The organism is Xanthobacter aminoxidans, assembly GCF_023571765.1.
Classification (GTDB): domain Bacteria; phylum Pseudomonadota; class Alphaproteobacteria; order Rhizobiales; family Xanthobacteraceae; genus Xanthobacter; species Xanthobacter aminoxidans.
On the sequence record NZ_JAMJXC010000022.1, the window covers coordinates 55,950 to 78,950 of the forward strand.

Annotated in this window: 18 protein-coding genes; 8 read left to right on the plus strand and 10 right to left on the minus strand. The window is 67.6% G+C overall.

Features of this window, described 5'->3' with window-relative positions; translation table 11 throughout:
* The first annotated feature begins 6 nt into the window (after nt 1–6).
* Nucleotides 7–807: an FAD binding domain-containing protein gene (locus EJ105_RS23880; protein ID WP_250168284.1), complete on the plus strand. Its 801-nt coding sequence runs from the start codon at nt 7–9 to the stop codon at nt 805–807.
* Nucleotides 808–819: 12 nt separating this feature from the next.
* On the opposite strand, the gene EJ105_RS23885 is transcribed toward EJ105_RS23880, so the two are convergent.
* Nucleotides 820–2,349 (minus strand): EAL domain-containing protein, encoded by a 1,530-nt coding sequence (locus EJ105_RS23885; protein ID WP_250168285.1) that lies wholly within the window; start codon nt 2,347–2,349, stop codon nt 820–822.
* A gap of 266 nt (nt 2,350–2,615) precedes the next feature.
* Here EJ105_RS23885 and EJ105_RS23890 point away from each other — a divergent pair, with 266 nt between their 5' ends.
* Nucleotides 2,616–3,224 (plus strand): TMEM175 family protein, encoded by a 609-nt coding sequence (locus tag EJ105_RS23890; protein ID WP_250168286.1) that lies wholly within the window; start codon nt 2,616–2,618, stop codon nt 3,222–3,224.
* Between the two features lie 78 nt (nt 3,225–3,302).
* On the opposite strand, the gene EJ105_RS23895 is transcribed toward EJ105_RS23890, so the two are convergent.
* The 5 genes from EJ105_RS23895 to EJ105_RS23915 form a co-directional block, all read right to left on the minus strand.
* On the minus strand, nt 3,303–3,644 hold the full coding sequence (locus EJ105_RS23895) for a hypothetical protein (protein WP_197023024.1): 342 nt from the start codon (nt 3,642–3,644) through the stop codon (nt 3,303–3,305).
* Between the two features lie 167 nt (nt 3,645–3,811).
* Entirely contained in the window at nt 3,812–4,984 is a 1,173-nt protein-coding gene (locus tag EJ105_RS23900; RefSeq protein WP_250168287.1) for an isovaleryl-CoA dehydrogenase, read from the minus strand.
* A gap of 129 nt (nt 4,985–5,113) precedes the next feature.
* Entirely contained in the window at nt 5,114–6,217 is a 1,104-nt protein-coding gene (locus tag EJ105_RS23905; RefSeq protein WP_250168288.1) for a serine/threonine protein kinase, read from the minus strand.
* A gap of 9 nt (nt 6,218–6,226) precedes the next feature.
* Complete coding sequence (gene trmFO, locus EJ105_RS23910) at nt 6,227–7,672, minus strand: methylenetetrahydrofolate--tRNA-(uracil(54)-C(5))-methyltransferase (FADH(2)-oxidizing) TrmFO (RefSeq protein WP_250168289.1); 1,446 nt, start codon at nt 7,670–7,672, stop codon at nt 6,227–6,229.
* Nucleotides 7,673–7,866: 194 nt separating this feature from the next.
* A complete protein-coding gene (locus EJ105_RS23915; protein ID WP_081762634.1) occupies nt 7,867–8,028 on the minus strand; it encodes a DUF1127 domain-containing protein in 162 nt (53 codons plus the stop codon).
* A 311-nt stretch (nt 8,029–8,339) separates the two neighbouring features.
* Here EJ105_RS23915 and EJ105_RS23920 point away from each other — a divergent pair, with 311 nt between their 5' ends.
* On the plus strand, nt 8,340–9,056 hold the full coding sequence (locus EJ105_RS23920; RefSeq protein ID WP_250168290.1) for an FkbM family methyltransferase: 717 nt from the start codon (nt 8,340–8,342) through the stop codon (nt 9,054–9,056).
* 30 nt (nt 9,057–9,086) lie between these two features.
* Here the strand turns inward: EJ105_RS23920 and uvrA are convergent, their stop codons facing one another.
* Complete coding sequence (uvrA, locus tag EJ105_RS23925; protein ID WP_250168300.1) at nt 9,087–12,212, minus strand: excinuclease ABC subunit UvrA; 3,126 nt, start codon at nt 12,210–12,212, stop codon at nt 9,087–9,089.
* A 443-nt stretch (nt 12,213–12,655) separates the two neighbouring features.
* On the opposite strand from uvrA, the gene ssb reads away from it, so the two are divergent.
* The 4 genes from ssb to recQ all read left to right on the plus strand — a co-directional run bounded on the left by ssb (nt 12,656) and on the right by recQ (nt 18,838).
* On the plus strand, nt 12,656–13,219 hold the full coding sequence (gene ssb, locus EJ105_RS23930; protein ID WP_250168291.1) for a single-stranded DNA-binding protein: 564 nt from the start codon (nt 12,656–12,658) through the stop codon (nt 13,217–13,219).
* A gap of 337 nt (nt 13,220–13,556) precedes the next feature.
* On the plus strand, nt 13,557–16,316 hold the full coding sequence (gene gyrA, locus EJ105_RS23935) for a DNA gyrase subunit A (RefSeq protein WP_250168292.1): 2,760 nt from the start codon (nt 13,557–13,559) through the stop codon (nt 16,314–16,316).
* A gap of 38 nt (nt 16,317–16,354) precedes the next feature.
* Nucleotides 16,355–16,966, plus strand: a complete 612-nt coding sequence (locus tag EJ105_RS23940; RefSeq protein ID WP_250168293.1) for a LysE family translocator — start codon at nt 16,355–16,357, stop codon at nt 16,964–16,966.
* Between the two features lie 54 nt (nt 16,967–17,020).
* A complete protein-coding gene (recQ, locus tag EJ105_RS23945) occupies nt 17,021–18,838 on the plus strand; it encodes a DNA helicase RecQ (protein WP_250168294.1) in 1,818 nt (605 codons plus the stop codon).
* Nucleotides 18,839–18,907: 69 nt separating this feature from the next.
* Here the strand turns inward: recQ and EJ105_RS23950 are convergent, their stop codons facing one another.
* Complete coding sequence (locus EJ105_RS23950) at nt 18,908–19,792, minus strand: ATP-binding protein (RefSeq protein ID WP_250168295.1); 885 nt, start codon at nt 19,790–19,792, stop codon at nt 18,908–18,910.
* Between the two features lie 234 nt (nt 19,793–20,026).
* Between EJ105_RS23950 and EJ105_RS23955 the strand changes: the two genes are divergently transcribed.
* Nucleotides 20,027–20,680 carry a hypothetical protein gene (locus EJ105_RS23955; protein WP_250168296.1) on the plus strand — a complete coding sequence of 218 codons (654 nt, stop codon included), beginning with the start codon at nt 20,027–20,029 and terminating at the stop codon, nt 20,678–20,680.
* A gap of 9 nt (nt 20,681–20,689) precedes the next feature.
* Here the strand turns inward: EJ105_RS23955 and EJ105_RS23960 are convergent, their stop codons facing one another.
* Together EJ105_RS23960 and dusA are read right to left on the minus strand one after the other, a co-directional pair.
* A complete protein-coding gene (locus EJ105_RS23960) occupies nt 20,690–21,508 on the minus strand; it encodes a sulfite exporter TauE/SafE family protein (RefSeq protein ID WP_347881343.1) in 819 nt (272 codons plus the stop codon).
* A gap of 150 nt (nt 21,509–21,658) precedes the next feature.
* The gene (gene dusA, locus EJ105_RS23965; RefSeq protein WP_284145620.1) at nt 21,659–22,651 is read right to left on the minus strand and encodes a tRNA dihydrouridine(20/20a) synthase DusA; all 993 of its coding nucleotides are present in this window, start codon (nt 22,649–22,651) and stop codon (nt 21,659–21,661) included.
* Between the last annotated feature and the right edge of the window lie 350 nt (nt 22,652–23,001).

Sequence of the window (23,001 nt, forward strand, 5' to 3'; positions counted from 1 at the left end):
GACGCCATGTACGCCTTCGACTATCAGCGTCCCGACGCCATCGCCGCCGCCGCCGCAATCCTCTCCGCCGATCCGGAGGCCAAGGCGCTGGCCGGCGGGCAGACCCTGCTGCCGACCCTGAAGCAGCGCCTCGCCCAGCCGACCGCGCTGGTGGACCTCTCCCGCATCCCGGAGCTGTCCGGCATCTGCGCAACCACGGAAGGCGTCTCCATCGGCGCCATGACCCGCCATGCGGATGTCGCCGCTTCCGAACTGGTGCGGGCCGCCATTCCGGCGCTGGCTGACCTTGCCGGCATGATCGGCGACGTGGCGGTGCGCAACCGGGGCACCATCGGCGGTTCCCTCGCCAATGACGACCCGACCGCCGACTATCCCGCCGCCGTGCTCGCGCTCAACGCCACCGTGGTGACGGACCGCCGCTCCATCGGCGCGTCCGATTTCTTCCGCGGCCTGTTCGAGACGGCGCTGAAGGAGGGGGAGATCATCACCCGCGTGGACTTCCCCAAGGTGGAGAAGGCCGGCTACGCCAAGTTCCGCAACCCGGCCTCGCGCTATGCCATGGCTGGCGTGTTCGTGGCGAAGACAGCGGCCGAGGTCCGGGTGGCGGTGACAGGGGCCGGGCAGTCCGGCGTGTTCCTGTGGACCGAGGCGGGAGACATTCTCTCCTCCGATTTCTCGGTTCAGGCAGTGTCGGGCCTCGCGCTCGATCCGTCCAACCTCATGAGCGACCTGCACGGCAGCGCCGAATACCGGGCGCAGCTGGCGAAGGTGATGCTGAAGCGGGCGCTGGCCTCCATCACGGGGTGAGCGTGGCCGGCCCTATCGACGTCTGGCTGCCCAGAAGACGATAAATGCGGCGGCCGGAAGGGCCTTCGAGTAAAGCCAGCCCTGGGCGAAGCTCACGCCCTGGGCCCGCAGGTATTCGGCCTGGTTCTCGGTCTCCACACCCTCGGCGATGATCTGCAGTTTCAGTTCGTGCCCCATGGCGATGATATAGGGGGTCACGTCGCGCGTGGGCGCCTCTGTATTGATGGCGGTGATGAAGGATCGGTCGATCTTCAGAAGATCAATCGGCAGGTTCTGGACGTAGTTGAGGCCGGAATATCCGGTGCCGAAATCGTCGATGGCGGTCCTGTGACCGCGGCGGCGCAGCTCCAGGAGCGTGGTGCGTGCCCCGGCCACATCGATGAAGCTGCGCTCCGTCGCTTCGAGCCATATCTGCCTTGGCTGAATGCCGGAGCCATCCAGCACGCGCTCCAGCACCGGCAGGATGCGCCCGGTGGTGATGTCGGCGGCGCTGAGGTTGATGCTGACATGCGCGTGTGGATCATTGCGCAGCAGATCGCCGAGATCCTCGACGACTGCGGCGAGCATCCGGTCGGTCACGCGCCCGATCAGGCCGGTTTCCTCGGCGAGGGGGATGAACATGTCCGGTGGCGTCTGGCTGCCGTCCGCACGTGGCCAGCGCACGAGCGCCTCGGCGCCGATGCAGCGCCCCGTGGCCAGTTCGATGATGGGCTGATAGTGCGCGACCAGTTCGCCGTTCTTCAGCGCCCTCGTCAGCTCGCCGCGGGGAGAGCGCTGCTGGCGCAGCACCAGAAGCCCGGATGCGGCCGACAGCAGCGCGATCGCGGCCGAAAGGGGCAGGAGGACCGCCCGATTGGCCTGCAAATGTTCCTGGAATGTGATGCGCGGCTGACGGACGGTCACCGCCCAGTTGCGCGAGACCTTCTCGACGCTCGCATCCCCTGCCTCGGGCGGCGCGGGCCGGTCCTGGTCACGATAGCTCGCATAGATGGGCAGGCCGCCGCGGGTGCGGACGCCCGAGATCGTGTACGGGTTCGGGGTCTCCCACGCATTGAAGAACTGCCGCTGGTCCACGAGCACGCTGTAGCCATGGAGGCGCAGGATGAGGAGCGCCCGGTCCGTGCCGAAATTTGTCGGCCGCCAGTTCAGGCTGAGGCCGATGCCATCCGGCTGCTCGACCTGGGTCTGGGCTCGCTCCAACCTGTAGGTCAGAGGCCCCCACGAATTGCACTCGACCACGTCTCCCGAGCCATAGCCGATGTTGACAACAGACAGCGCCTCTTCGGTGATCTGCAACATGGCGCTAATCTGCTGTGGCGAGCAGGGCGGAAACGGCGTCGCAGCAATGGTCCGCAGCGCAGACTCGGCGTTGGCGTAGACCGCGTCGATATGATCAAGGACACGCAATGCATAGGCATCGAGTTGTTCTTGCTGCGCGGAAAGAGCAAGCCGCCATGAAACGTAGAGGGTCGGCGCGAGCGGCACCACCGTGCCGATAACGGTTGCAAGAACGACCAACGCCCAGGTCAACCGCCGGCTCATCTTGGCTGCCCAAAAATGTTCAGCAATCGTATCGACCAGAGAACTCCTGTCGGTATCGTGCTACATGCTCACATGATAAGAGGATTATCTTACGCCTACGCGTTGTGATTGTTTCAATAATGGCAAAATGTCATTGGCGCAAATGATGCCGACACGCGCATTTCGGGGCCATCCTGGGGCGTTGCGGCGGGTGAGACGCCCGATGACGACCGTTCCGCCCGGTCGAGTTTCCGCATGTGTCACGCCGGCGGCCCGGAGCACCTAGCATGCAACCCAGCGGCAGGAGCCTCTTCCCCAAGGCGCGCGTGGACGCCCTGAGCGACGGCATTTTCGCCTTCGCCATGACCCTGCTGGTGCTGGATATCCGCCTGCCGGACGATCTTCCGCTCACCTCGGCGGCCGAGCTTGCGGCGCATCTGGTCTCGCTGTCGCACCAGATGCTGACGTATGTGATTTCCTTCTTCGTGCTCGGTGCCTTCTGGCGCAGCGGCATCGAGATCCGGCCCTCCAGCGAGACCGTGGACCGGCACACGGTGCGCCTTGCGCTGCTGTTCCTGTTCTTCGTCACCACCGTGCCGTTCTCGTCGGGGCTGGTGGGACGCTATGGCGGGCTGGCGCCGGCGGTGGTGGTCTATGCGGGCAACATGACCATGCTGGCCGTGCTGACTATCGCCATCCGCTATCTGGACGTGGAGCCGCGCCACCGATCGCTGCGCAGTGCCGCCGGCGGGGTGCTGCCGCTGTTCATCGCGACCGCGATTCTCTCGGTGCTCATCAGTCTCGTCGCACCGGGGCAGGGGATGTACGCCTACCTGCTCAACGCGCTGGCGCGGCTGCCCTTCTGGCCGCGCGGCGGCTACGGCGAACCGGACTGAGCACAAAAGAAAGGCCGGCGCAGGGGATGCCCCGCGCCGGCCTCTCATTCAATCAATTGGCGATCACGTCACGCGCGGTCACTTGACGCCGATGACGCCGCCCACGGCGCCGCCGACTGCGCCGACCGCGCCACCGACCACCGCGCCCACGGGGCCGGCAGCCTTCTCGCCTTCCTTCGCGCCCTTCTCGGCGCCGGTGCCGGTGCCCTTGACGCCGCCGGCGACACCGCCCGCGACCGCACCGCCCACACCGCCGACCGTGCCGCCGACGCCGGCGCCCACCGGGCCAGCCGCCTTGTCACCGGCCGAAGCGCCGGCATTGGCGCCCTGCTCGGCCCCCTTCACCACGCCCTGCGCGAAAGCGGCGGCGGGGGCCAGAGCCAGAGAGAGAGCGGTAGCGGCCAGAATGATCTTCTTCATGGCATTCCATCCTTCGGTTCGTCACTTCGACAGGCGACGGGAGCCGTTGCTTCCGCCGCCGAGCGCGCGACCGTGGGGCGTCGTGGTGCGCAGACCCGCCCCTACGATAATCCGCCGGTCGACCTCCCGCCAGACACGCTGACGGGAGCTTCGCCGCGGCGATGGTATCAGGCGGTCTTGTCGAAAAGCTGGCGGCCGATGAGCATCCGCCGGATTTCGCTGGTGCCGGCACCGATCTCGTAGAGCTTGGCGTCGCGCAGCAGGCGGCCGGTGGGATAATCGTTGATATAGCCGTTGCCGCCGAGGGTCTGGATGGCTTCGAGCGCCATCCAGGTGGCCTTTTCCGCCGCGTAGAGAATGGCGCCAGCCGCATCCTCGCGGGTGGTGGCGCCGCGGTCGCAGGCCTTGGCGACGGCGTAGACGTAGGCCTTGGTGGCGTTCATGGTCACGTACATGTCGGCGATCTTGCCCTGCATCAGCTGGAAGGTGCCGATGGGCTGGCCGAATTGCTTGCGCTCGTGGACATAGGGCAGCACCACGTCCATGCAGGCCTGCATGATGCCGGTGGGGCCGCCCGCCAGCACCGCGCGCTCATAGTCGAGCCCGCTCATGAGCACGTTGACGCCCTTGCCCACGGCGCCCAGCACGTTCTCCTCCGGCACTTCGCAATCCTCGAACACCAGCTCGCCGGTGTCGGAGCCCCGCATGCCCAGCTTGTCCAGCTTCTGGGCGGTGGAGAAACCCTTGAAGCCCTTCTCCACGAGGAAGGCCGTCATGCCCTTCGGGCCGGCGGCGGGGTCGGTCTTGGCATAGACCACCAGCGTCTCGGCGATGGGGCCGTTGGTGATCCACATCTTGGAGCCGTTGAGGACGTAGCGGTCGCCCTTCTTCTCCGCGCGGGTGCGCATGGAGACGACATCCGAGCCCGCGCCCGGCTCGGACATGGCGAGCGCGCCCACATGCTCGCCGGAGATGAGCTTGGGCAGGTACTTCGCCTTCTGCTCCGGCGTGCCGTTGCGGCTGATCTGGTTGACGCAGAGATTGGAGTGCGCGCCATAGGAGAGGCCCACCGAGGCGGAGGCGCGGGAAATCTCCTCCATGGCGATGACGTGCTCGAGATAGCCGAGGCCGGAGCCGCCGTATTCCTCCTCCGCCGTGACGCCGAGCAGGCCCAGCGCGCCGAGCTTGGGCCACAGGTCGCGAGGGAAAAGGTTGGTCTTGTCGATCTCGGCGGCGCGCGGGGCGATCTCGGCCTGGGAGAAGTTTCGCACGGTGTCGCGCAGCATGTCGGCGGTTTCGCCGAGGTCGAAATCGAAACCCCCGGGGGCGTTCGGCAGCATGGTCACATCCTCCCTCGCTCCCCGGATTCTCATGCGCGGTCGTGGCCGCCGCCAGGAAGCAGGGCCTAGAATAAAACGGTTGTCCGTTTAATCAATGGGCCGTGTAGGGCCCGCGCCGCACAACTTTCGTCAGGCGGCGGGCCGGGTGATGCGATCGGTGAGGTTGAGCCGGCCGCGGGCGATCTCCGCCACCTGAAGGCGCACGGCCTCGGAACCGGCGAGTTGGTCCAGCATCTCGATCTGGTTGCGGGCAATCAGCAGCAGCAGGTCGTCGCGCACCGCCCCGTCCGGGCCCTTGGGCAGGGCTGCGACGATCTGGAGGTGATCGAGGTGGGGCCGGTCGGGCAGGGCGGTCGCGAGATGGGCGCGCAGGGCATCCGCCGTCACTGGCGTGGAAGACGCGACGAAGGCGTAGAGGCCCACCTTGCCGCCCAGCGTCTGGAAGTCCGACATGTGCACCTCCGCCACCGCCGGATGGCTGGCGAGGGCTTCGGCGATGCGCGGCCCCACCTGCGTCACCCTCGGGCCGCGGCCCTCGGTGTCGGAATAGGACATCAGCCGCCGCGTGACGAAGCGGTAGACCTTCTTGCCGGTGGCCATCCACACGCGGGTGGGCAGGCTCTTGGTGGCCAGCACCTTCTTCTCGCGCGGCGTGAGCCGGTCTGGGCAATAGGTGCGCTTGTGCTTGAGGAGGTGGCGCAGGTCCTCATAGGCCAGCACGCGGCCGAGCTTGGACCGCCGGCTGAAGGGCAGGGCCAGCTGAAAATCCATCAGCCACGCCTCGCCGTCCGCCCCGCGCAGCCAGTTCTGCTGCTTGGCGAGGTCGTTATGGACGTAGCCGGCGCGGTGCAGCGTCAGCAGCGCGGCGCGCGCGGAGTGGAAGAAGTGCATGTCGCCGGCCGGCCGGGCGATCTGCAGCGGCGCCCCGTCGATCCAGCCGCGCACCAGGAAGCGCTTGCCGACGGCGAGCAGCGGGGTGGTGACGCCGGTGCGCGTCACCTTCTCCAGCGCGTGAATCTCGTGGGCGGCGAGCTGGTATGCGATGGGCGCGAACCACAGCGAGACGTCGTTCCAGCGCCGGCGCACGGCGGGCCATTCCCGGCCATGGCGGTCGGTCCAGGTGCCGCGCTCCACGGTGGAGAAGACATCGCGCTTCAGCACCGTGTCCACGGCGAAGCGGGCCGGGTCGGCATCATATTCCAAAGGCGGCGGCGTGACGGACTGGCGCGGCATCCGGGCCTCTTAAGCCGCCTCTGGCGGGCTGTCGAGCCAGCCCATGATGTCGGCGAGCGCCCGTGCGGCGAGCGCCTTCTTCTTGGCGAGGGTCTTCTCCGCCCCGCGCAGGCGCTTGCCGGCCTCGCCCTTGGGGGCTTCGGTGAGCGGGGGGAACAGGCCGAAATTCACGTTCATGGGCTGAAAGGACCGGGGGCCGCCCTCGGCCTCCGCCTCGATATGCCCGCCGGTGATGTGGGCGAGCAGCGCCCCGTGGGCCGTGGTGAGCGGCGGCAGCGGCGCGTCCAGCCCAAGCCGCTCGGCGGCGGCGAAGCGCCCGGCCATGAGGCCGACCGCCGCGCTCTCAACATAGCCCTCGCAGCCGGTGATCTGGCCGGCGAAGCGCAGGCGCGGATCGGCCTTCAGGCGCAGCGTGCCATCCAGCAGGCGCGGGGAATTGAGATAGGTGTTGCGGTGGAGGCCGCCGAGCCGGGCGAACTCCGCGTTCTCCAGCCCCGGGATGGTGCGGAACACGCGGGCCTGCTCGCCATGGCGCAGCTTCGTCTGGAAGCCCACCATGTTGTAGAGCGTGCCCAGCTTGTTGTCCTGCCGCAGCTGGACGATGGCATAGGCCTTCACATCAGGCGCGTGGGGATTGGTGAGGCCCACCGGCTTCATGGGGCCGAAGCGCAGAGTCTCGCGGCCGCGCTCGGCCATCACCTCGATGGGTAGGCAGCCGTCGAAATAGGGCGTCTTGGCCTCGAAGTCGCGCAGCGGCGCCTTGTCGCCGGCGATCAGTGCGTCGACGAAGGCGTTGTACTGCGCCTCGTCCATGGGGCAGTTGATGTAGTCCGCGCCCGTGCCGCCCGGCCCCGCCTTGTCGTAGCGCGACTGGAACCAGGCCTTGCCCATGTCGATGCTGTCGAAATGCACGATGGGCGCGATGGCATCGAAGAAGGCGAGGGCGCTTTCGCCGGTGAGGCCGAGGATGGCCTCGGCCAGAGCCGGGGAGGTGAGGGGGCCGGTGGCGAGGATCACGTTGTCCCACTCGGCCGGGGGCAGGCCAGTGATCTCCTCGCGACGGATCTCGATGAGCGGGTGCTGCTCCAGTGCGGCGGTGACGGCGCGGGAGAAGCCCTCCCGGTCCACCGCCAGCGCGCCGCCGGCCGGCACCTGATCGGCATCCGCCGCCTTGAGGATCAGCGAGCCGGCGCGGCGCATCTCCGCATGGAGCACGCCGACCGCATTGCCCTGCGGATCATCCGAGCGGAAAGAATTGGAGCAGACGAGCTCGGCGAGGCCGTCGGTGAGGTGCGCCTCGGTGCCGCGCACGGGCCGCATCTCGTGAAGCACCACGGGAATGCCCCGCGTGGCCAGCTGCCAGCTCGCCTCCGAGCCCGCGAGCCCTCCGCCGACCACATGGACGGGTGCGACATTATCGCCATTCGGACGGTCGGGCCAAAAAGTGTCAGGCATCGCGGCTCCAGTGTGCCGCCGGCAATCGGGGGCACCCGGCGGGACAAGCGGTGTGCCACACGCGCCGCCGGGACTTCAACCCTCAGCGCCTGTCGCGCCCGTGGAGCGGGCCCAAAAACGAAAATGGTCCCCTGAGGGACCACTCTCCGGTGCCGGCCCGAAGGCCGGCTCAGCCATGGCAGCGGCGCCTGAAATCAGGCGGCAGCCGAAGCGTGGCGGGCGACGGCCCGGATTTCGCTGCGCGACACGTTGATGTCGGCGAGAGAACGATCGTCGAGGCTGGACAGCTCGGCAACCGTGCGGTTGTAGACCTGCCAGCGGCGGAACTGGCGAGCCAGGATACCCCAGAGCAACATGTTACTTCTCCTCTTGCGGGTCCACCTTGCGGCGACTCCACTTGCTGACAGCAACATATGCCCTCATGCTGCATCGCCATAGAAGCGTCGATGCATTGCAGCAATGCAACCCGTGCATGGAGCGAGCTACTGCTCGTTAACCTGAAGGAGCGTGTTGCAATGCTGCATTGCAGGTCCTTGAGCGAGCACGCGTTATGGGCGGTACTCATCTGCCGCCCGAATGCTATATCCAACTTGAGCGGGCGGGGGCCCTCTCGGCGCGCCATCCGTGATGGTGCGCTGCGTGTGCGTAAGTCGCATGGGGGCATGCAATGAACATGGCAAACGCCACCGGTCTCACCGGGCAGGCGATCTATACTGCTCAGGAAGAACGCGGACTGACGTCCCGCTTCCTCGGGCCGACCGGGGTCTTTGTGGAGGTGGGGGCGTACGACCCGGTCTTTCAGAGCCAGACGCTGCATCTGGAACTCACCGGCTGGACGGGCCTGCTGGTTGAGCCGGTACCGGAATTCGCCGAGAACCTGCGTCGCGCGCGTCAGGCCCAGGTGGTTCAGTGCGCCTGTGTCGCACCCGCGGCGGCCGGGACTGGTCGCGTGGCCCTGCTGGAACGCCGGGGCAGCAGCACCATCGTCTTCAATCCGCGCAAGGTGCGGCCGGAGGACATGGTGATCGAGGTGCCGGCCGCGACCCTCGACTCCGTTCTTGAGGGCGCCGGCCTCTCCACCATCGACTTCCTCTCGGTGGATGTGGAGGGGGCAGAGCCCGACGTCCTGAAGGGCGTGACGCTCAGCCGCTTCCAGCCGAAGCTGGTGGTGGTGGACGACCGTGAGCGGTTCGGCGAGACCTGCGCCGTGATGCGCCAGGGCAATTATCATCTCGTCCGGCGCACCGGCCACAATGCGTGGTTCGTACCGCAGGCGACCGCCCGACACCTGAGCGTGCGGGCCCGGGCACAGCTGATGTGGACCTACGGCATCGGTCGCCTGCTCCGCCGCCGCATGCGCCCAGGCGCCGCCCGCTCGGCCTGAGCCGGCGGGCGAAAGGCGCGGGAGCCCTTCCTACTCGGCGGCCTGCCGACGCCGGCGTCCGCGCGCGACACGCGGCGCATCGGAGGCTTCCGCCGAGGCGGCTTCTTCCATCACGACGGCAGGGGCGTCCGCCACGGAGGCCGGCGCTCCGTCCTCGGCCTCCTCCCCGGCGGTCGGACGGCGCGCGGCTTTCCCGCGCGCGGCCCCGGCCGGCTTGGCTTCCTTTTCAGCGACCTTATCGGCAAGCGCCTTCCGGCTGTCCGCGAACGGACGGCGGGCCAGCACCTCGGCGAGGAAGTGGCCGGTGTGGGAGCGCTTGTCGCGCGCCACCGTCTCGGGCGTGCCGGCCACCACGATCTCGCCGCCGCCGTCGCCGCCTTCGGGTCCGAGGTCGAGGATCCAGTCGGCGGTCTTGATGACTTCGAGATTGTGCTCGATCACCACCACCGAATTGCCCTGCTCCACGAGTTCGTGCAGCACTTCCAGCAGCTTCTTCACGTCGTGGAAGTGCAGGCCGGTGGTGGGCTCGTCCAGGATGTAGAGGGTGCGTCCGGTGGCCCGCCGCGACAGCTCCTTGGAGAGCTTCACCCGCTGCGCCTCGCCGCCCGAGAGCGTGGTCGCCTGCTGGCCGACCTTCACGTAGTCGAGGCCGACGCGGTGCAGCGTCTCCAGTTTCTCGCGCACGGAGGGCACCGCCTTGAAGAATTGCGCGCCCTCTTCCACCGTCATGTCGAGCACGTCGGCGATGGACTTGTTCTTGAAGGTGACTTCCAGCGTCTCACGATTGTAGCGCTTGCCCTTGCAGACGTCGCAGGTGACGTACACGTCCGGCAGAAAGTGCATCTCGATCTTGATGACGCCGTCGCCCTGGCAGGCCTCGCACCGCCCGCCCTTCACGTTGAAGGAGAAGCGCCCGGCGCCATAGCCTCGTGCCTTGGCCTCCGGCAGGCCGGCGAACCACTCGCGGATGGGCGTGAAGGCGCCGGTATAGGTCGCCGGGTTGGACCGAGGCGTCCGGCCAATCGGCGACTGGTCGATGTCGATGACCTTGTCGAGGTGTTCCAGCCCCTCCAGCTTGTCGAACGGGGCAGGGGCCTCCGAGGCGCCGTTCAGCCGGCGCGCGACCGCCTTGTAGAGCGTATCGATGAGCAGCGTGGACTTGCCGCCGCCGGACACGCCGGTGATGCAGGTGAACAGGCCGAGCGGGATTTCCGCCGTCACGTTCTTCAGATTGTTGCCGCGCGCGCCCGAGAGCTTGAGCATGCGCTTGGGGTTCGGCTTGCGTCGCGCCGGAACGCCCACACTCAACTCGCCGGTGAGATAGCGGCCGGTGAGCGACGCCGGATTGGCGAGGATTTCCGCCGGCGTGCCCTGCGCCACGATCTCCCCGCCGTGAATGCCCGCGCCCGGCCCCACGTCCACCACATGGTCGGCGGCGAGGATGGCGTCCTCGTCGTGCTCCACCACGATCACCGTGTTGCCGAGGTCGCGCAGGTGCTTGAGCGTGCCGAGCAGCCGCTCGTTGTCCCGCTGGTGCAGGCCGATGGAAGGCTCGTCCAGCACGTACAGCACGCCGGTGAGGCCGGAGCCGATCTGCGAGGCGAGGCGGATGCGCTGGCTCTCGCCGCCGGAAAGCGTGCCCGAGGACCGCGCGAGCGTCAGGTATTCCAGCCCCACGTCCAAGAGGAAGCGCAGCCGCTCGCGGATCTCCTTCAGGATGCGGCCGGCGATCTCGTTCTGCTTGTCGGTGAGCTGGGCGGGCAGGCTCTCGAACCATCCGGCCGCGGCGCGCACCGAGAGCTCGCCGATCTCGCCGATGTGCCGCCCGGCGATCTTCACCGCCAGCGCCTCGGGCTTCAGCCGGTAGCCGTTGCAGACCTTGCAGGGAACAGTGGAGAAATATTTGGAAATCTCCTCCCGCGCCCAGTCGCTGTCGGTCTCCTTCCAGCGCCGGTCGAGGTTGCGCACCACGCCCTCGAAGGTCTTCGAGGTCTCGTAGGCGCGCATGCCGTCGTCATAGTGGAAGGTGATCTTCTCGGTCCCAGAGCCGAAGAGGAGGACGTCCCGCGCCTGCTCCGGCAGATCGGCGAAGGGCACGTTCAGCTTGAAGTGGTAGTGCTTCGCCAGCGCATCCAGCGTCTGCCCGTAATAGGGTGAGGTGGACTTGGCCCATGGCGCGATGGCGCCCTGCTTCAGCGAGCGGGCCTTGTCCGGCACCACGAGGTCCGGGTCGATGGTCTGCTCCACGCCGAGGCCGTCGCAGGCCGGGCAGGCGCCGAAGGGATTGTTGAAGGAGAACAGCCGCGGCTCGATCTCGGAAATCGTGAAGCCGGACACCGGGCAGGCGAACTTCTCGGAAAAGATGATGCGCCGCGGATCGCCCGCCGCGTCCTTCTCGTCGGCGAACTCGGCCACGGCGATCCCGTCGGCGAGGCCGAGCGCGGTCTCGAAGCTGTCGGCGAGCCGCTGGGCGAGGTCCGCGCGCACCACGATGCGGTCCACCACCACGTCGATGTCGTGCTTGAACTTCTTGTCGAGGGCCGGCGCCTCGGCGATCTCGTGGAAGGTGCCGTCGACCTTGACCCGCTGGAAGCCCTTCTTCATCCACTCGGCGAGTTCCTTGCGGTACTCGCCCTTGCGCCCGCGCACCACCGGCGCGAGCAGGAAGAGACGGGTGCCTTCCGGCAGCGCGAGGGTGCGGTCCACCATCTGCGAGACGGTCTGGCTCTCGATGGGCAGGCCCGTGGCCGGGGAATAGGGCACGCCGGTGCGCGCCCACAGAAGGCGCATGTAGTCGTAGATCTCGGTGACGGTGCCGACCGTGGAGCGTGGATTCTTCGAGGTGGTCTTCTGTTCGATGGAAATGGCCGGCGAGAGACCGTCGATCTGGTCCACGTCCGGCTTCTGCATCATCTCCAGGAACTGGCGGGCGTAGGCGGAGAGGCTTTCCACATAGCGCCGCTGGCCTTCCGCATAGATGGTGTCGAAGGCCAGAGAGCTTTTGCCCGAGCCGGACAGGCCGGTGAACACCACCAGACTGTCGCGGGGGATTTCGAGGTCCACGTTCTTGAGATTGTGCTCGCGCGCGCCGCGCACCGAGAGGGTACGGGCATCGCGGCGCGGGATGGGACGCGGGGAGGCTGCGCGATCAGACATGGACATCCGCTGGCGCCTGCGGCGCAAAAAGGGGTCGGGGCCTGAGAAACGATCGTGCCGCCCTTGCAGCGGCGAGCACGCCAGCGGCCGGAAAGCCGCGCAGCGCGCCGGGGAACGTGCTCATGAACTCTCGGAAATGTAGTGAACCTTGTGCGATGCGGAAGAGAACATAATACGAACTCCGAAGGGCGCCACCCAAAAAGAGCGGGGCGACTCGGATCGAGCGCGCCGATGCTCTTGCCAGTCTGGGGGAAGTCAGCTAGGAACACAACGTGAACATTTAAGCCATGAGCTGTTACGCACGGCGGCCAGCGGCGGTTCATCATGGGGATAAAGCCGCGTCGGGGGTCGCATGACCCGGCGGGGACGGTAGGGTGCGGGATTCGCGGCGCGTCGCAATGGCGGCCTGCGGAACGGCGGAACACGGCACGAGGGAGAGCGGGATGGCCGGCAGCGTCAACAAGGTGATCCTGGTCGGCAATCTGGGCCGCGACCCGGAGGTCAAGTCGTTCCAGAACGGCGGCCGCGTCTGCAACCTGTCCATCGCCACCTCCGAGAACTGGCGCGACAAGGCCTCCGGTGAGCGGCGCGAGCGCACCGAGTGGCACCGCGTGGTGATCTTCAACGAGAACCTGGTCGGCGTGGCCGAGCGCTTCCTGAAGAAGGGCTCCAAGGTCTACATCGAGGGCCAGCTCGAGACCCGCAAATATGAGAAGGATGGCCGCGAGACCTACACCACCGAGGTTGTGCTGCGCCCCTATCGCGGCGAGCTGACCCTGCTCGACGGCCGTGAGGGCGGCGGCGCCGGCTCCGGCGCGGACGAATATGGCGGCGGCTCCGATTTCGGCTCGGCCAGCCCCATGGGCGGCGGAGGCGGCAGCTTCGGCGGCTACAGCGGCGGCGGTTCCGGCGGCGGTCGCCGTCCGGCACCGGCTGGCGGCGGAATGGGCGGCGGTTCGGGTGGTGGACGCCCTGCGGCCGATCTCGACGACGAAATTCCGTTCTGAGGTGCGTCTTCGGCTTTGAGGGCGGGGCGACGTGGCCGGTCTTGGTGCTGGCCGTCCCCGCTTTGGTGCCGGTCGGCTCACGGAAAGTCGCCGCCTGCGCATGGCGCGGGCGGGCTTTTGTTGTGCCGTCGCAGGCCCTGTTTCCGGCCGCTTCAGGCGGCGTTCGAGGGCCCATCTGACGCAAAACCGACAAATTGTCCGGAGACCTGCGAGATGGTCCGCATAACCCCTTGATTTGTATAGTATAAATTTACGTCCGCCAGAGGGGTTTTGCTGGCGTCGCAGGGGTGAATCGGATAGAAGGAAGCACCTCACCAATCCATGCGAGTGCTGACTTTTGGCCGATTCCGAAACGCCGAAGACTGGTGGCGAGCCGCCGTCCGACATCCGGCCCGTTTCCATCACGGAGGAGCTGTCCCGCTCCTATCTCGATTATGCCATGAGCGTCATCGTCGCCCGGGCCCTGCCCGACGTGCGCGACGGCCTCAAGCCCGTGCATCGGCGCATCCTGTTCTCCATGCACGAGAACGGGTACGAGTGGAACAAGCAGTACCGCAAGTCGGCCCGCGTGGTCGGCGACGTGATCGGTAAATACCATCCCCACGGCGACCAGTCGGTCTATGACGCGCTGGTGCGCATGGCCCAGACCTTCGCCATGCGGCTCCCGCTGGTGGACGGCCAGGGCAATTTCGGCTCGGTGGACGGCGATGCCCCGGCGGCCATGCGATACACCGAGGTGCGCCTCGAGAAGGTGACCAACACCCTTCTCGACGACCTCGACAAGGAAACCGTCGATTTTCAGGAGAATTACGACAATTCCGAGCGGGAGCCGACCGTTCTCCCGGCCAAGTTCCCGAACCTCCTGGTCAATGGCGCCGGCGGCATCGCGGTCGGCATGGCCACCAACATCCCGCCGCACAACCTCGGCGAGATCATCGACGTCACCGTCGCGCTGCTGGACGATCCGCTGCTGGAGCCCGAGGCGCTGCTCGATCTGCTGCCTGGCCCGGACTTCCCCACCGGCGCGCTGATCCTCGGACGCACCGGCATCCGCCAGGCCTATCTCACCGGGCGCGGCTCCATCCTGATGCGCGCGAAAGTTGCCATCGAGAACATCCGCAAGGACCGCGAAGCCCTCATCGTCACCGAGATTCCCTATCAGGTGAACAAGGCGACGATGATCGAGAAGATCGCGGAGCTGGTGCGCGACAAGCGGGTGGAGGGCATCTCCGAGATCCGCGACGAGAGCGATCGCGACGGCATGCGCGTGGTCATCGAGATCAAGCGCGACGCCCAGGCCGACGTGGTGCTGAACAACCTCTACCGGCTCACGCTGCTGCAGACCTCCTTCGGCGTGAACATGGTGGCGCTCTCCGGCGGCAAGCCGGGCCTGCTCACCCTGCACGACGTGCTGACCGCCTTCATCGCCTTCCGCGAGGAGGTCATCAGCCGGCGCACCAAATTCCTGCTGCGCAAGGCGCGCGACCGCGCCCACGTGTTGGTGGGCCTCGCCATCGCCGTCGCCAACATCGACGAGGTGATCCGCCTCATCCGCACCGCGCCGGACCCGGCGAGCGCTCGCGAGTCCCTGATGGGCCGCGACTGGCCGGCCAAGGACATGGCGCCGCTCATCGCCCTCATCGCCGATCCGCGCCACAAGCTGAAGGAGGACGGCACCTATCGCCTCTCCGAGGTGCAGGCCCGTGCCATCCTCGACCTCAGGCTCCAGCGGCTCACCGCCCTCGGCCGCGATGAAATTGCCGACGAACTGGACAAGCTCGCCGCCGAGATCGCCGATTATCTCGAAATCCTCGCCAGCCGGCCGCGCATGCGCGCGATCATCCGGGACGAGCTTCTCGCCATCAAGGCGGAGTTTGGCACGCCCCGGAAGACCGAGATCGTCGAGGGCTTCGGCGATCTGGAAGACGAGGATCTGATCCAGCGCGAGGAAATGGTCGTCACCGTTTCCCACGCCGGCTACATCAAGCGCGTGCCGCTCTCTACCTATCGGGCGCAGCGGCGCGGCGGCAAGGGCCGCTCGGCCATGCAGACGCGGGACGAGGATTTCGTCACCCGCCTGTTCGTGGCCTCGACCCACGCGCCGGTGCTGTTCTTCTCCTCCAAGGGGCAGGTCTACAAGATGAAGGTGTGGCGCCTGCCGCTGGCGGCGCCGCAGGCCCGCGGCAAGGCCCTCATCAACATCCTGCCGCTGGAACAGGACGAGCGCATCACCTCCGTCGTTCTCCTGCCGGAGGACGAGGGCGAGAACCAGCGCCTGCAGATCATGTTCGCCACCACCGGCGGCACCGTGCGGCGCAATGCGCTCACCGATTTCCAGCAGGTGAACCGCAACGGCAAGATCGCCATGAAGCTCGCCGAGGGCGAGGCCATCGCGGATGTCGGCCTGTGCACGGAGGAGGACGACGTGCTGCTGACCACGGCGGCCGGCGCCTGCATCCGCTTCCCCGCCACCGAGGTGCGCCTGTTCAAGGGGCGCGACAGCGTGGGCGTGCGCGGCATCCGGCTGGAGGATGGCGACAGCGTCATCTCCATGGCCATCATCCGCCATGTGGATGCCGATGCCGAGCAGCGGCTCGCCTACATCAAGATGCGCCGCGCCCTGCGCGGCGAGGCGGGCGAGAGCGCCGAGGTGGAGCAGGAGGAGGGCGCGAGCGGCTCCGGCCAGCTCAGCCAGGAGCGCTACGCCGAGATGGGCGCGAAGGAGCAGTTCATCCTCACCGTGTCCGAGAACGGCTACGGCAAGCGCACCTCGTCCTACGAATATCGTGTCACCGGGCGCGGCGGTAAGGGCATCGTCGCCATGGCGGTGAACGAGCGCAACGGCCGCCTCGTCGCCTCCTTCCCCGTGGAGGATGCGGACCAGATCATGCTCGTCACCGACGGCGGCCAGCTCATCCGCTGCCCCGTGGATGGCATCCGCATCGTCGGCCGCGCCAGCCAGGGCGTCATCGTGTTCGACACGGCGGAAGGCGAGCGCGTGGTCTCGGTGGAGCACATCAGCGAGGACACCGGCGCCGAGGGCGAGGCGGGCGAAGGCGGCGCGGAAGCCGCCGGAGACGACACGCCGGCGGCCTGATCCGCGAGCGGGGGCCTTCGGCCGGAGGAGCGCAAGTCATGATCTCGGCCGAAAGCCTCGCCCTGTTCGTGCTCGCCTGCATCGCCCTGGGGGCGACGCCGGGGCCGAACGTGGCGCTCATCGTCGGCACCAGCCTCAAGCATGGGCGACAGGCGGGCATTCTCACCGCCATGGGCGTCAATGTGGGCCTCATCGCCCAATTGGCGCTGGTGGCGGGGGGCCTCGCTTATGTGGTGGAGGCCTTCTCCCGCCACTTCGATCTCGTGCGCTATGCCGGTGCCGCCTACCTCGTTTGGCTTGCGGTGATGCAGTGGCGCAGTGCCGGCAAGGCGGTGGATGTGCCCACACCTTCCGCCCATGCCGCCTTCGGACGCGGGCTCGCGGTGGCCTTCGCCAATCCCAAGACGCTCCTGTTCCACGCGGCGTTCCTACCGCAATTCGTCACCAACACGGCTGATCCCGTGCCGCAGATCGCGCTTCTGGCGGCGATCTTCGCGGTCATCGCACTGGTGGGCGACATGCTGTGGGCGGTGGTGGCAGACAAGGCGCGCGCCGCGCTGAAGGGCCGCTTCACGCTGGTGGCGGACCGCGTGTCCGCCGGCATCCTCGTCGGCGGTGCGGCCCTGCTGCTGGCCGCAGGACGTCGATAGGCAGCGCGGCTCCATCCCGCATTGCCCGGCGGGGGCAGGGGGCTATAAGGCCCCATGCCCGCTACCCTTCATGATTCCGCTCCGCTCGAGGTCCTGCGCCACGTCTTTGGCTACGAGGCGTTCCGCGGGCGGCAGCGGGATATCGTGGAGCATGTGGTTGCTGGGGGCGATGCCCTCGTGCTCATGCCCACGGGCGGCGGAAAATCCCTGTGCTATCAGGTGCCGGCCCTCGTGCGGCCGGGCACGGGCATCGTGGTCTCGCCGCTCATCGCGCTGATGCACGACCAGGTGCAGGCGCTGCGCCAGCTCGGCGTGAAGGCGGCCATGCTCAATTCCTCGCTTGCTCCGGGCGAGGGGCGGCAGGTGGAGCGGGCGCTCGCCATGGGCGACCTCGACCTCCTCTATGTGGCGCCCGAGCGGCTGCTGACGGACGGCTTCCTCCATCTGCTGGACGGCGCGCGCATCTCGCTGTTCGCCATCGACGAGGCCCATTGCGTCTCCCAATGGGGGCATGATTTCCGGCCCGAATATCGCCAGCTTACCATCCTGCACGAGCGCTATCCCGGCGTGCCGCGCATGGCGCTCACCGCCACGGCGGATGGGCCGACCCGCCGGGAGATCGTGGAGCGGCTCAATCTGGAGGAGGGGCAGGTGTTCCTGTCCTCCTTCGACCGGCCGAACATCCGCTACCGCATCGCGCCGAAGGCCAATCCCCGCGTGCAGCTGAAGGCCTTCCTCGACGCCCATGATGGCGAGGCGGGCATCATCTATTGCATGAGCCGGGCGAAGGTGGAGGCGACCGCCGAGATGCTCTCCACCGAGGGCCGCACGGCGCTGCCCTACCATGCCGGCCTCGACGCCGACACCCGCGCCCGCCACCAGGACCGCTTCTTGAAGGAGGAAGGCGTGGTGATGGTGGCGACAATCGCCTTCGGCATGGGCATCGACAAGCCGGACGTGCGTTTCGTCGTCCATCTCGACCTGCCGAAGAGCATCGAGGCCTATTATCAGGAAACCGGCCGCGCCGGCCGCGACGGCCTGCCCTCCGAGACGCTGCTGCTCTACGGCGTGGAGGATGTGGCCAAGCTCATCCAGTTCGTGGACGGCTCGGATGCTCCCGAGGCGCGAAAGCGCGTGGAGCGAAGCAAGCTCGATGCGCTGCTGGGGCTCGCCGAGACCGCCTCCTGCCGGCGGCAGGTGCTGCTGAAATATTTCGAGGAAGACCTGCCGCAGCCGTGCGGCAATTGCGATACCTGCCTCGATCCGCCCCGCACCTTCGACGGCACCGAGGCGGCGCAGAAGCTGCTCTCCTGCGTCTACCGCACCGGGGAGCGGTTCGGCGCCGGCCATGTCATCGACGTGCTACGCGGCGAGGCCAACGACAAGGTGACCAAGTTCGGCCACGACAAGCTCTCCACCTTCGGCATCGGCGGCAATTTCTCGCGCGATGAATGGCGGGCCGTGGTCCGCCAGCTGGTGGCCATGGGCTATCTCTGGGTGGACGTGGAGGGCCACGGCAGCCTCGGCCTCACCGAGAAATGCCGCCCCGTGCTGCGCGGCGAGGAGCGGGTGGAACTGAAGGCCGAGGCGCGCCCCCGCGCCGCCCGCGTCACCGGCGGCGGACGCGGCCCCTCCGCCGCTCTGGCCGATCCGGCGGACGAGGCGCTGTTCCAGAAATTGAAGAAACTCAGGCTGGAGCTGGCGCGGGCGCAGGGCGTGCCGCCCTACGTCATCTTCCACGACACCACCTTGATGGCCATCGCCGAGCTGAAGCCCACCTCCATGAAGGCGCTGGGCATGATCTCCGGCATCGGCGAGGCCAAGCTGATGCGATACGGCCAGCAATTCCTGGCGGTGATCGCCGAGGGGTGAGGTGGAGGCTCCCCTCTCCCGCAAGGGGAGAGGGGGCACGGCAGAGGTCGTCCGACGCAGGCCGCCGCCTTACGCCGCCTTCAGCGCCACGCCCAGTCGTCCGGCGAGGTCCTGCACGAACTGGTAGGCCGTGCGGCCGGAACGGGCGCCACGGGTGGTGGCCCATTCGAGCGCCTTCGGCCGCCACTCCTCCTCCGTCGCCGGAATGCCGTGGTGCTCCACATAGGCGGCGACCATGGCGAGGTATTCGTCCTGGCTGCACTTGTGGAAGCCGAGCCACAGGCCGAACCGGTCGGAGAGGGAGACCTTCTCCTCCACCGCCTCGCCGGGATTGATGGCGGTGCAGCGCTCGTTGTCCATCATGTCGCGCGGCAGCAGGTGGCGACGGTTGGACGTGGCGTAGAAGATCACATTGTCCGGCCGCCCCTCGATGCCGCCTTCCAGCACCGCCTTCAGCGACTTGTAGGAGGTGTCGTCGGAATCGAACGAGAGATCGTCGCAGAAGACAATGAAGCGGTGATGGGAGCCGCGCACCAGCCCCATCAGGGCAGGCAGGGTCTCGATGTCCTCGCGATGAATCTCCACCAGCTTCAGGCGCGCGCCATCATCGGCCAGAGACCGGTTGATGGCGGCGTGGGAGGCCTTCACCAGCGAGCTTTTCCCCATGCCCCGCGCGCCCCAGAGCAGCGCATTGTTGGCCGGCAGGCCACGGGCGAAGCGCTCGGTGTTCTCCACGAGCTGGTCGCGCACCCGGTCGATGCCCTGCAAGAGGTCCATTTCCACCCGGTTCACCCGCGGCACAGGCTCGAAGCGGATCGGGTCGGTGTGCCAGACGAAGGCGTCGGCCGCCTCGAAATCCGGTGTGGGCACCGCAGGCGGCGCCAGGCGCTCCAGCGCCCCGGCGATGCGGGTGAGCAGATCGAGGGTCGCGCTCGAAAGATCCGGCTGTGTCATTATCATCCTCCCGCGCGGGGATTAGGACGCGGCTGGCCCGGCGGCAAGGCGGCCCGGCGCGCGTGTGGCGCAAAAGCCATGCGGCGCGCGCATGATGGGGACGACGCCGCAGTGCAACAATTCCGCCTTAACTTCTCCCCATCCATCCTCGACCAAGCAAGCCGAGAGGAACGGTAGCCGCGTGCGCGGTCCCCGTTCCGGTGCCCCACCCTCTGCCCCGGGAGGTCGAGACCCATGGCGATCCGCCGCCCCCTTACGCGCTCCGCGCTTCTGCCGGCGCTGCTGTCTCCGCTCTTCGCCGCCGCGCCGGCGCTTGCCGACGGGACGGAGGCGAAGACGGCCCTGAAGGCCGACGGCTCGACCTCTCTCACCTATTCGACGCCCGTGCAGGATTATGGCGCGGTGGTCGGCCTCGACCTCTCCGCCACCGGATCGAGCGTGGCGCCCACCGTTGGCCAGAGCGCGGACGGCCTCGGCGGCACCGCCTATGCGAAGGTCACCGTCTCCCGCCTGCCGGACTGGATGGTGTGGGAGAAGGGCACGTTGAACGTCTCCGTCGATCCCAACGATGCGGCGAGCAAGCTCGCCACCACCTTCGAGCGCACCATTCCCCTGACCAGCGGCCTCGCGGCGACGCTGGCGGATACCTATCAGGTGAAGGCCGGGTCGCAGGCGTGGGAGACGGACAAGTCGCTCAGCCTCAAGCTGACGGACATGGGCACCACCTTCGCCGTCTCGACCAAGGCGACGAGCAATTCGTCCCAGCTTCTGCCCACCGTGAGCGCCCAGCAGCAGCTCGCGCCGGACCTCACGGTGACCACCTCCGTGGCCGACACGGGCTCGACGCTGAACAAGAGCATCACCGCCGGCTTCACCCACCGCTGGTGAGGCGCCGCCTCAGCCTTTTATGATGGCGATGAGGAAGCGCGCGCCGATCAGCAGCAGGAACAGGCCGAAGCCGATCTCCAGATGGCGGCGGCTCAGCCGGTGCGCGAGCCTCGCCCCATAGGGCGCCACCAGCGTCGCCACCGGGGCGATGCACAGGAAGCCGATCACCGAGACATAGCCGATGGACAGGGGCGGCAGCTCGGAGAGGTGCGGCCAGCCGGCGATGGCATAGCCGATCACGCCCGGAATGGGGATGATGACGCCGATGCCGGCCGAGGTGGCGACGGCGGCGTGGATCGGCACACCGTAGAGCAGCAGGATGTTGGTGGAGATGCCCCCACCCGAGATGCCCACCAGGGACGACGCGAGGCCGATAAAGAAGCCGTAGAAGCGCATCACCGCGGAAGAGGGCAGGTGGTCGGAGATACGGATGTCGTTGCGGCCGATGAGGCTCTTCAGGCCGAGCAACGACACCACCGCCACGAACACCGCCTGCAGCACCCAGCCCGCCGCCACCGCCGCGATGGCGCTGCCCGCTATGATGCCGATGATGGCCGGGATGCGCCATTTCGCCAGCACGCCGGGCAGCGATGCGCCCTTGGCGATGTGGGTGCGGTGGGAGGCCATGGCGGTGGGGATGATGATGGCGAGGGAGGTGCCGACGCACAATTGCATCCGCACGCTGTCGTCCACCCCGAGGAAGCCGAAGACCTCGTACAGCACCGGCACGATGACGCCGCCGCCACCAATGCCGAAGAGGCCGGCGAGCAGGCCCGTGAGCAGGCCACCGGCCAGCATGGCGGCGACGAGCAGGACGAGCTCCTGCACGGGAACGTTGGAAAACATGAGGAACCGAAGGCTTGCGGGCGGATAGGCGACGAGGAGTGGCCCGGAATTCGGCATATGTCCACTGTGCCGGCCGCATGACGCCGGCGAGAGCTGCGCTATTCACGCAACTCCGCAGGAATTGCCGCCTCGTCAGGCCGCCTGCAGGTCGCGACGGCGCACCTCGTCCACAGCGCCGCGCAGCACCTCAAGCCCGGCGCCGGGGATGATGGCCTCGGTGGAGAGGCGGCGGCGGAAGATGCGCGCGCCCTTCTTGCCGCCGAACAGGCCCAGCATGTGGCGGGTGATGTCCGACAGCCGGCCACCGGCTTCGAGGTGGCGGGCGATATAGGGCTCGAACGCCTCGATGGCCGCGAACGTATCCTCGTGCGGGGCCGGGACGCCGTGAAGGGTGGGGTCCACATCCGCCAGCAGTTCCGGCGTGTGATAGGCGGCACGGCCGAACATGATGCCGTCGAGCCCATCCGCCTCGGCGAGCCCCTGCGCGAGGCTTTCGAGGCCGCCGTTGAGCGCCACCGGCACATGCGGCAGGCGGGCCTTCAGGCGGCGCACGCGGTCATAGTCGAGGGGCGGGATGTCCCGGTTCTCGCGCGGGGAAAGGCCGTTCAGCCACGCCTTGCGGGCATGGACGATAAGCCCGTCGCAACCGGCCGCCAGCACGGCGTCGGCCAGGGTGTCGAGGGCTTCCTCGGGGTCCTGGTCGTCCACGCCGATGCGGCATTTCACGGTGACGGGGAGGGTGACGGCGCCCTTCATGGCGGCGACGCACTCGGCCACCACCTGCGGCTCCCGCATGAGGCAGGCGCCGAAATTGCCGCCCTGAACCCGGTCGGAGGGGCAGCCCACGTTGAGGTTGATCTCGTCATAGCCGAAATCGGCGCAGATCCGCGCCGCCTGCGCCAAAAGCGCCGGATCACTGCCGCCGAGTTGCACGGCCACCGGATGCTCGACCTCCGAAAACCCGAGCAGCCGCGCCCGGTCGCCATGGATCACGGCCGGTGCCGTCACCATCTCCGTATAGAGCAGCGCATGGCGCGAGAAGGTGCGATGGAAGGCCCGGCAATGCCGGTCCGTCCAATCCATCATGGGGGCCGTGGAAAATCTAAATGATTGATTTTTAGACATTATTTTTGTAACTTCAAGGAGTTGGGTCGCGTCGTGTGCACTCGATTTTTCGCCACGATACGCCCCAATTTCCGATTTTTCGACGCGTGAGTGCACACGGAGCGCACACGGATTGGCTACCCTCACTAAACTAAAATCCGGCTCCTGGAGAGCCCAGATCCGTCGGAAGGGGCAGTACGTCAACGAGACGTTCCTGCGCCGCAAGGATGCCGAGGAATGGGCGCTGACGTGAGCCCCTGATCCTCGTCCAGATTTAGGTAGAGTCCGTCGATCATGGAGACGGACGATGCGAGCCTCACGGTTCACAGAGGAACAGATCATAGGGATGCTGAAGGAGCAGGAGGCGGGCG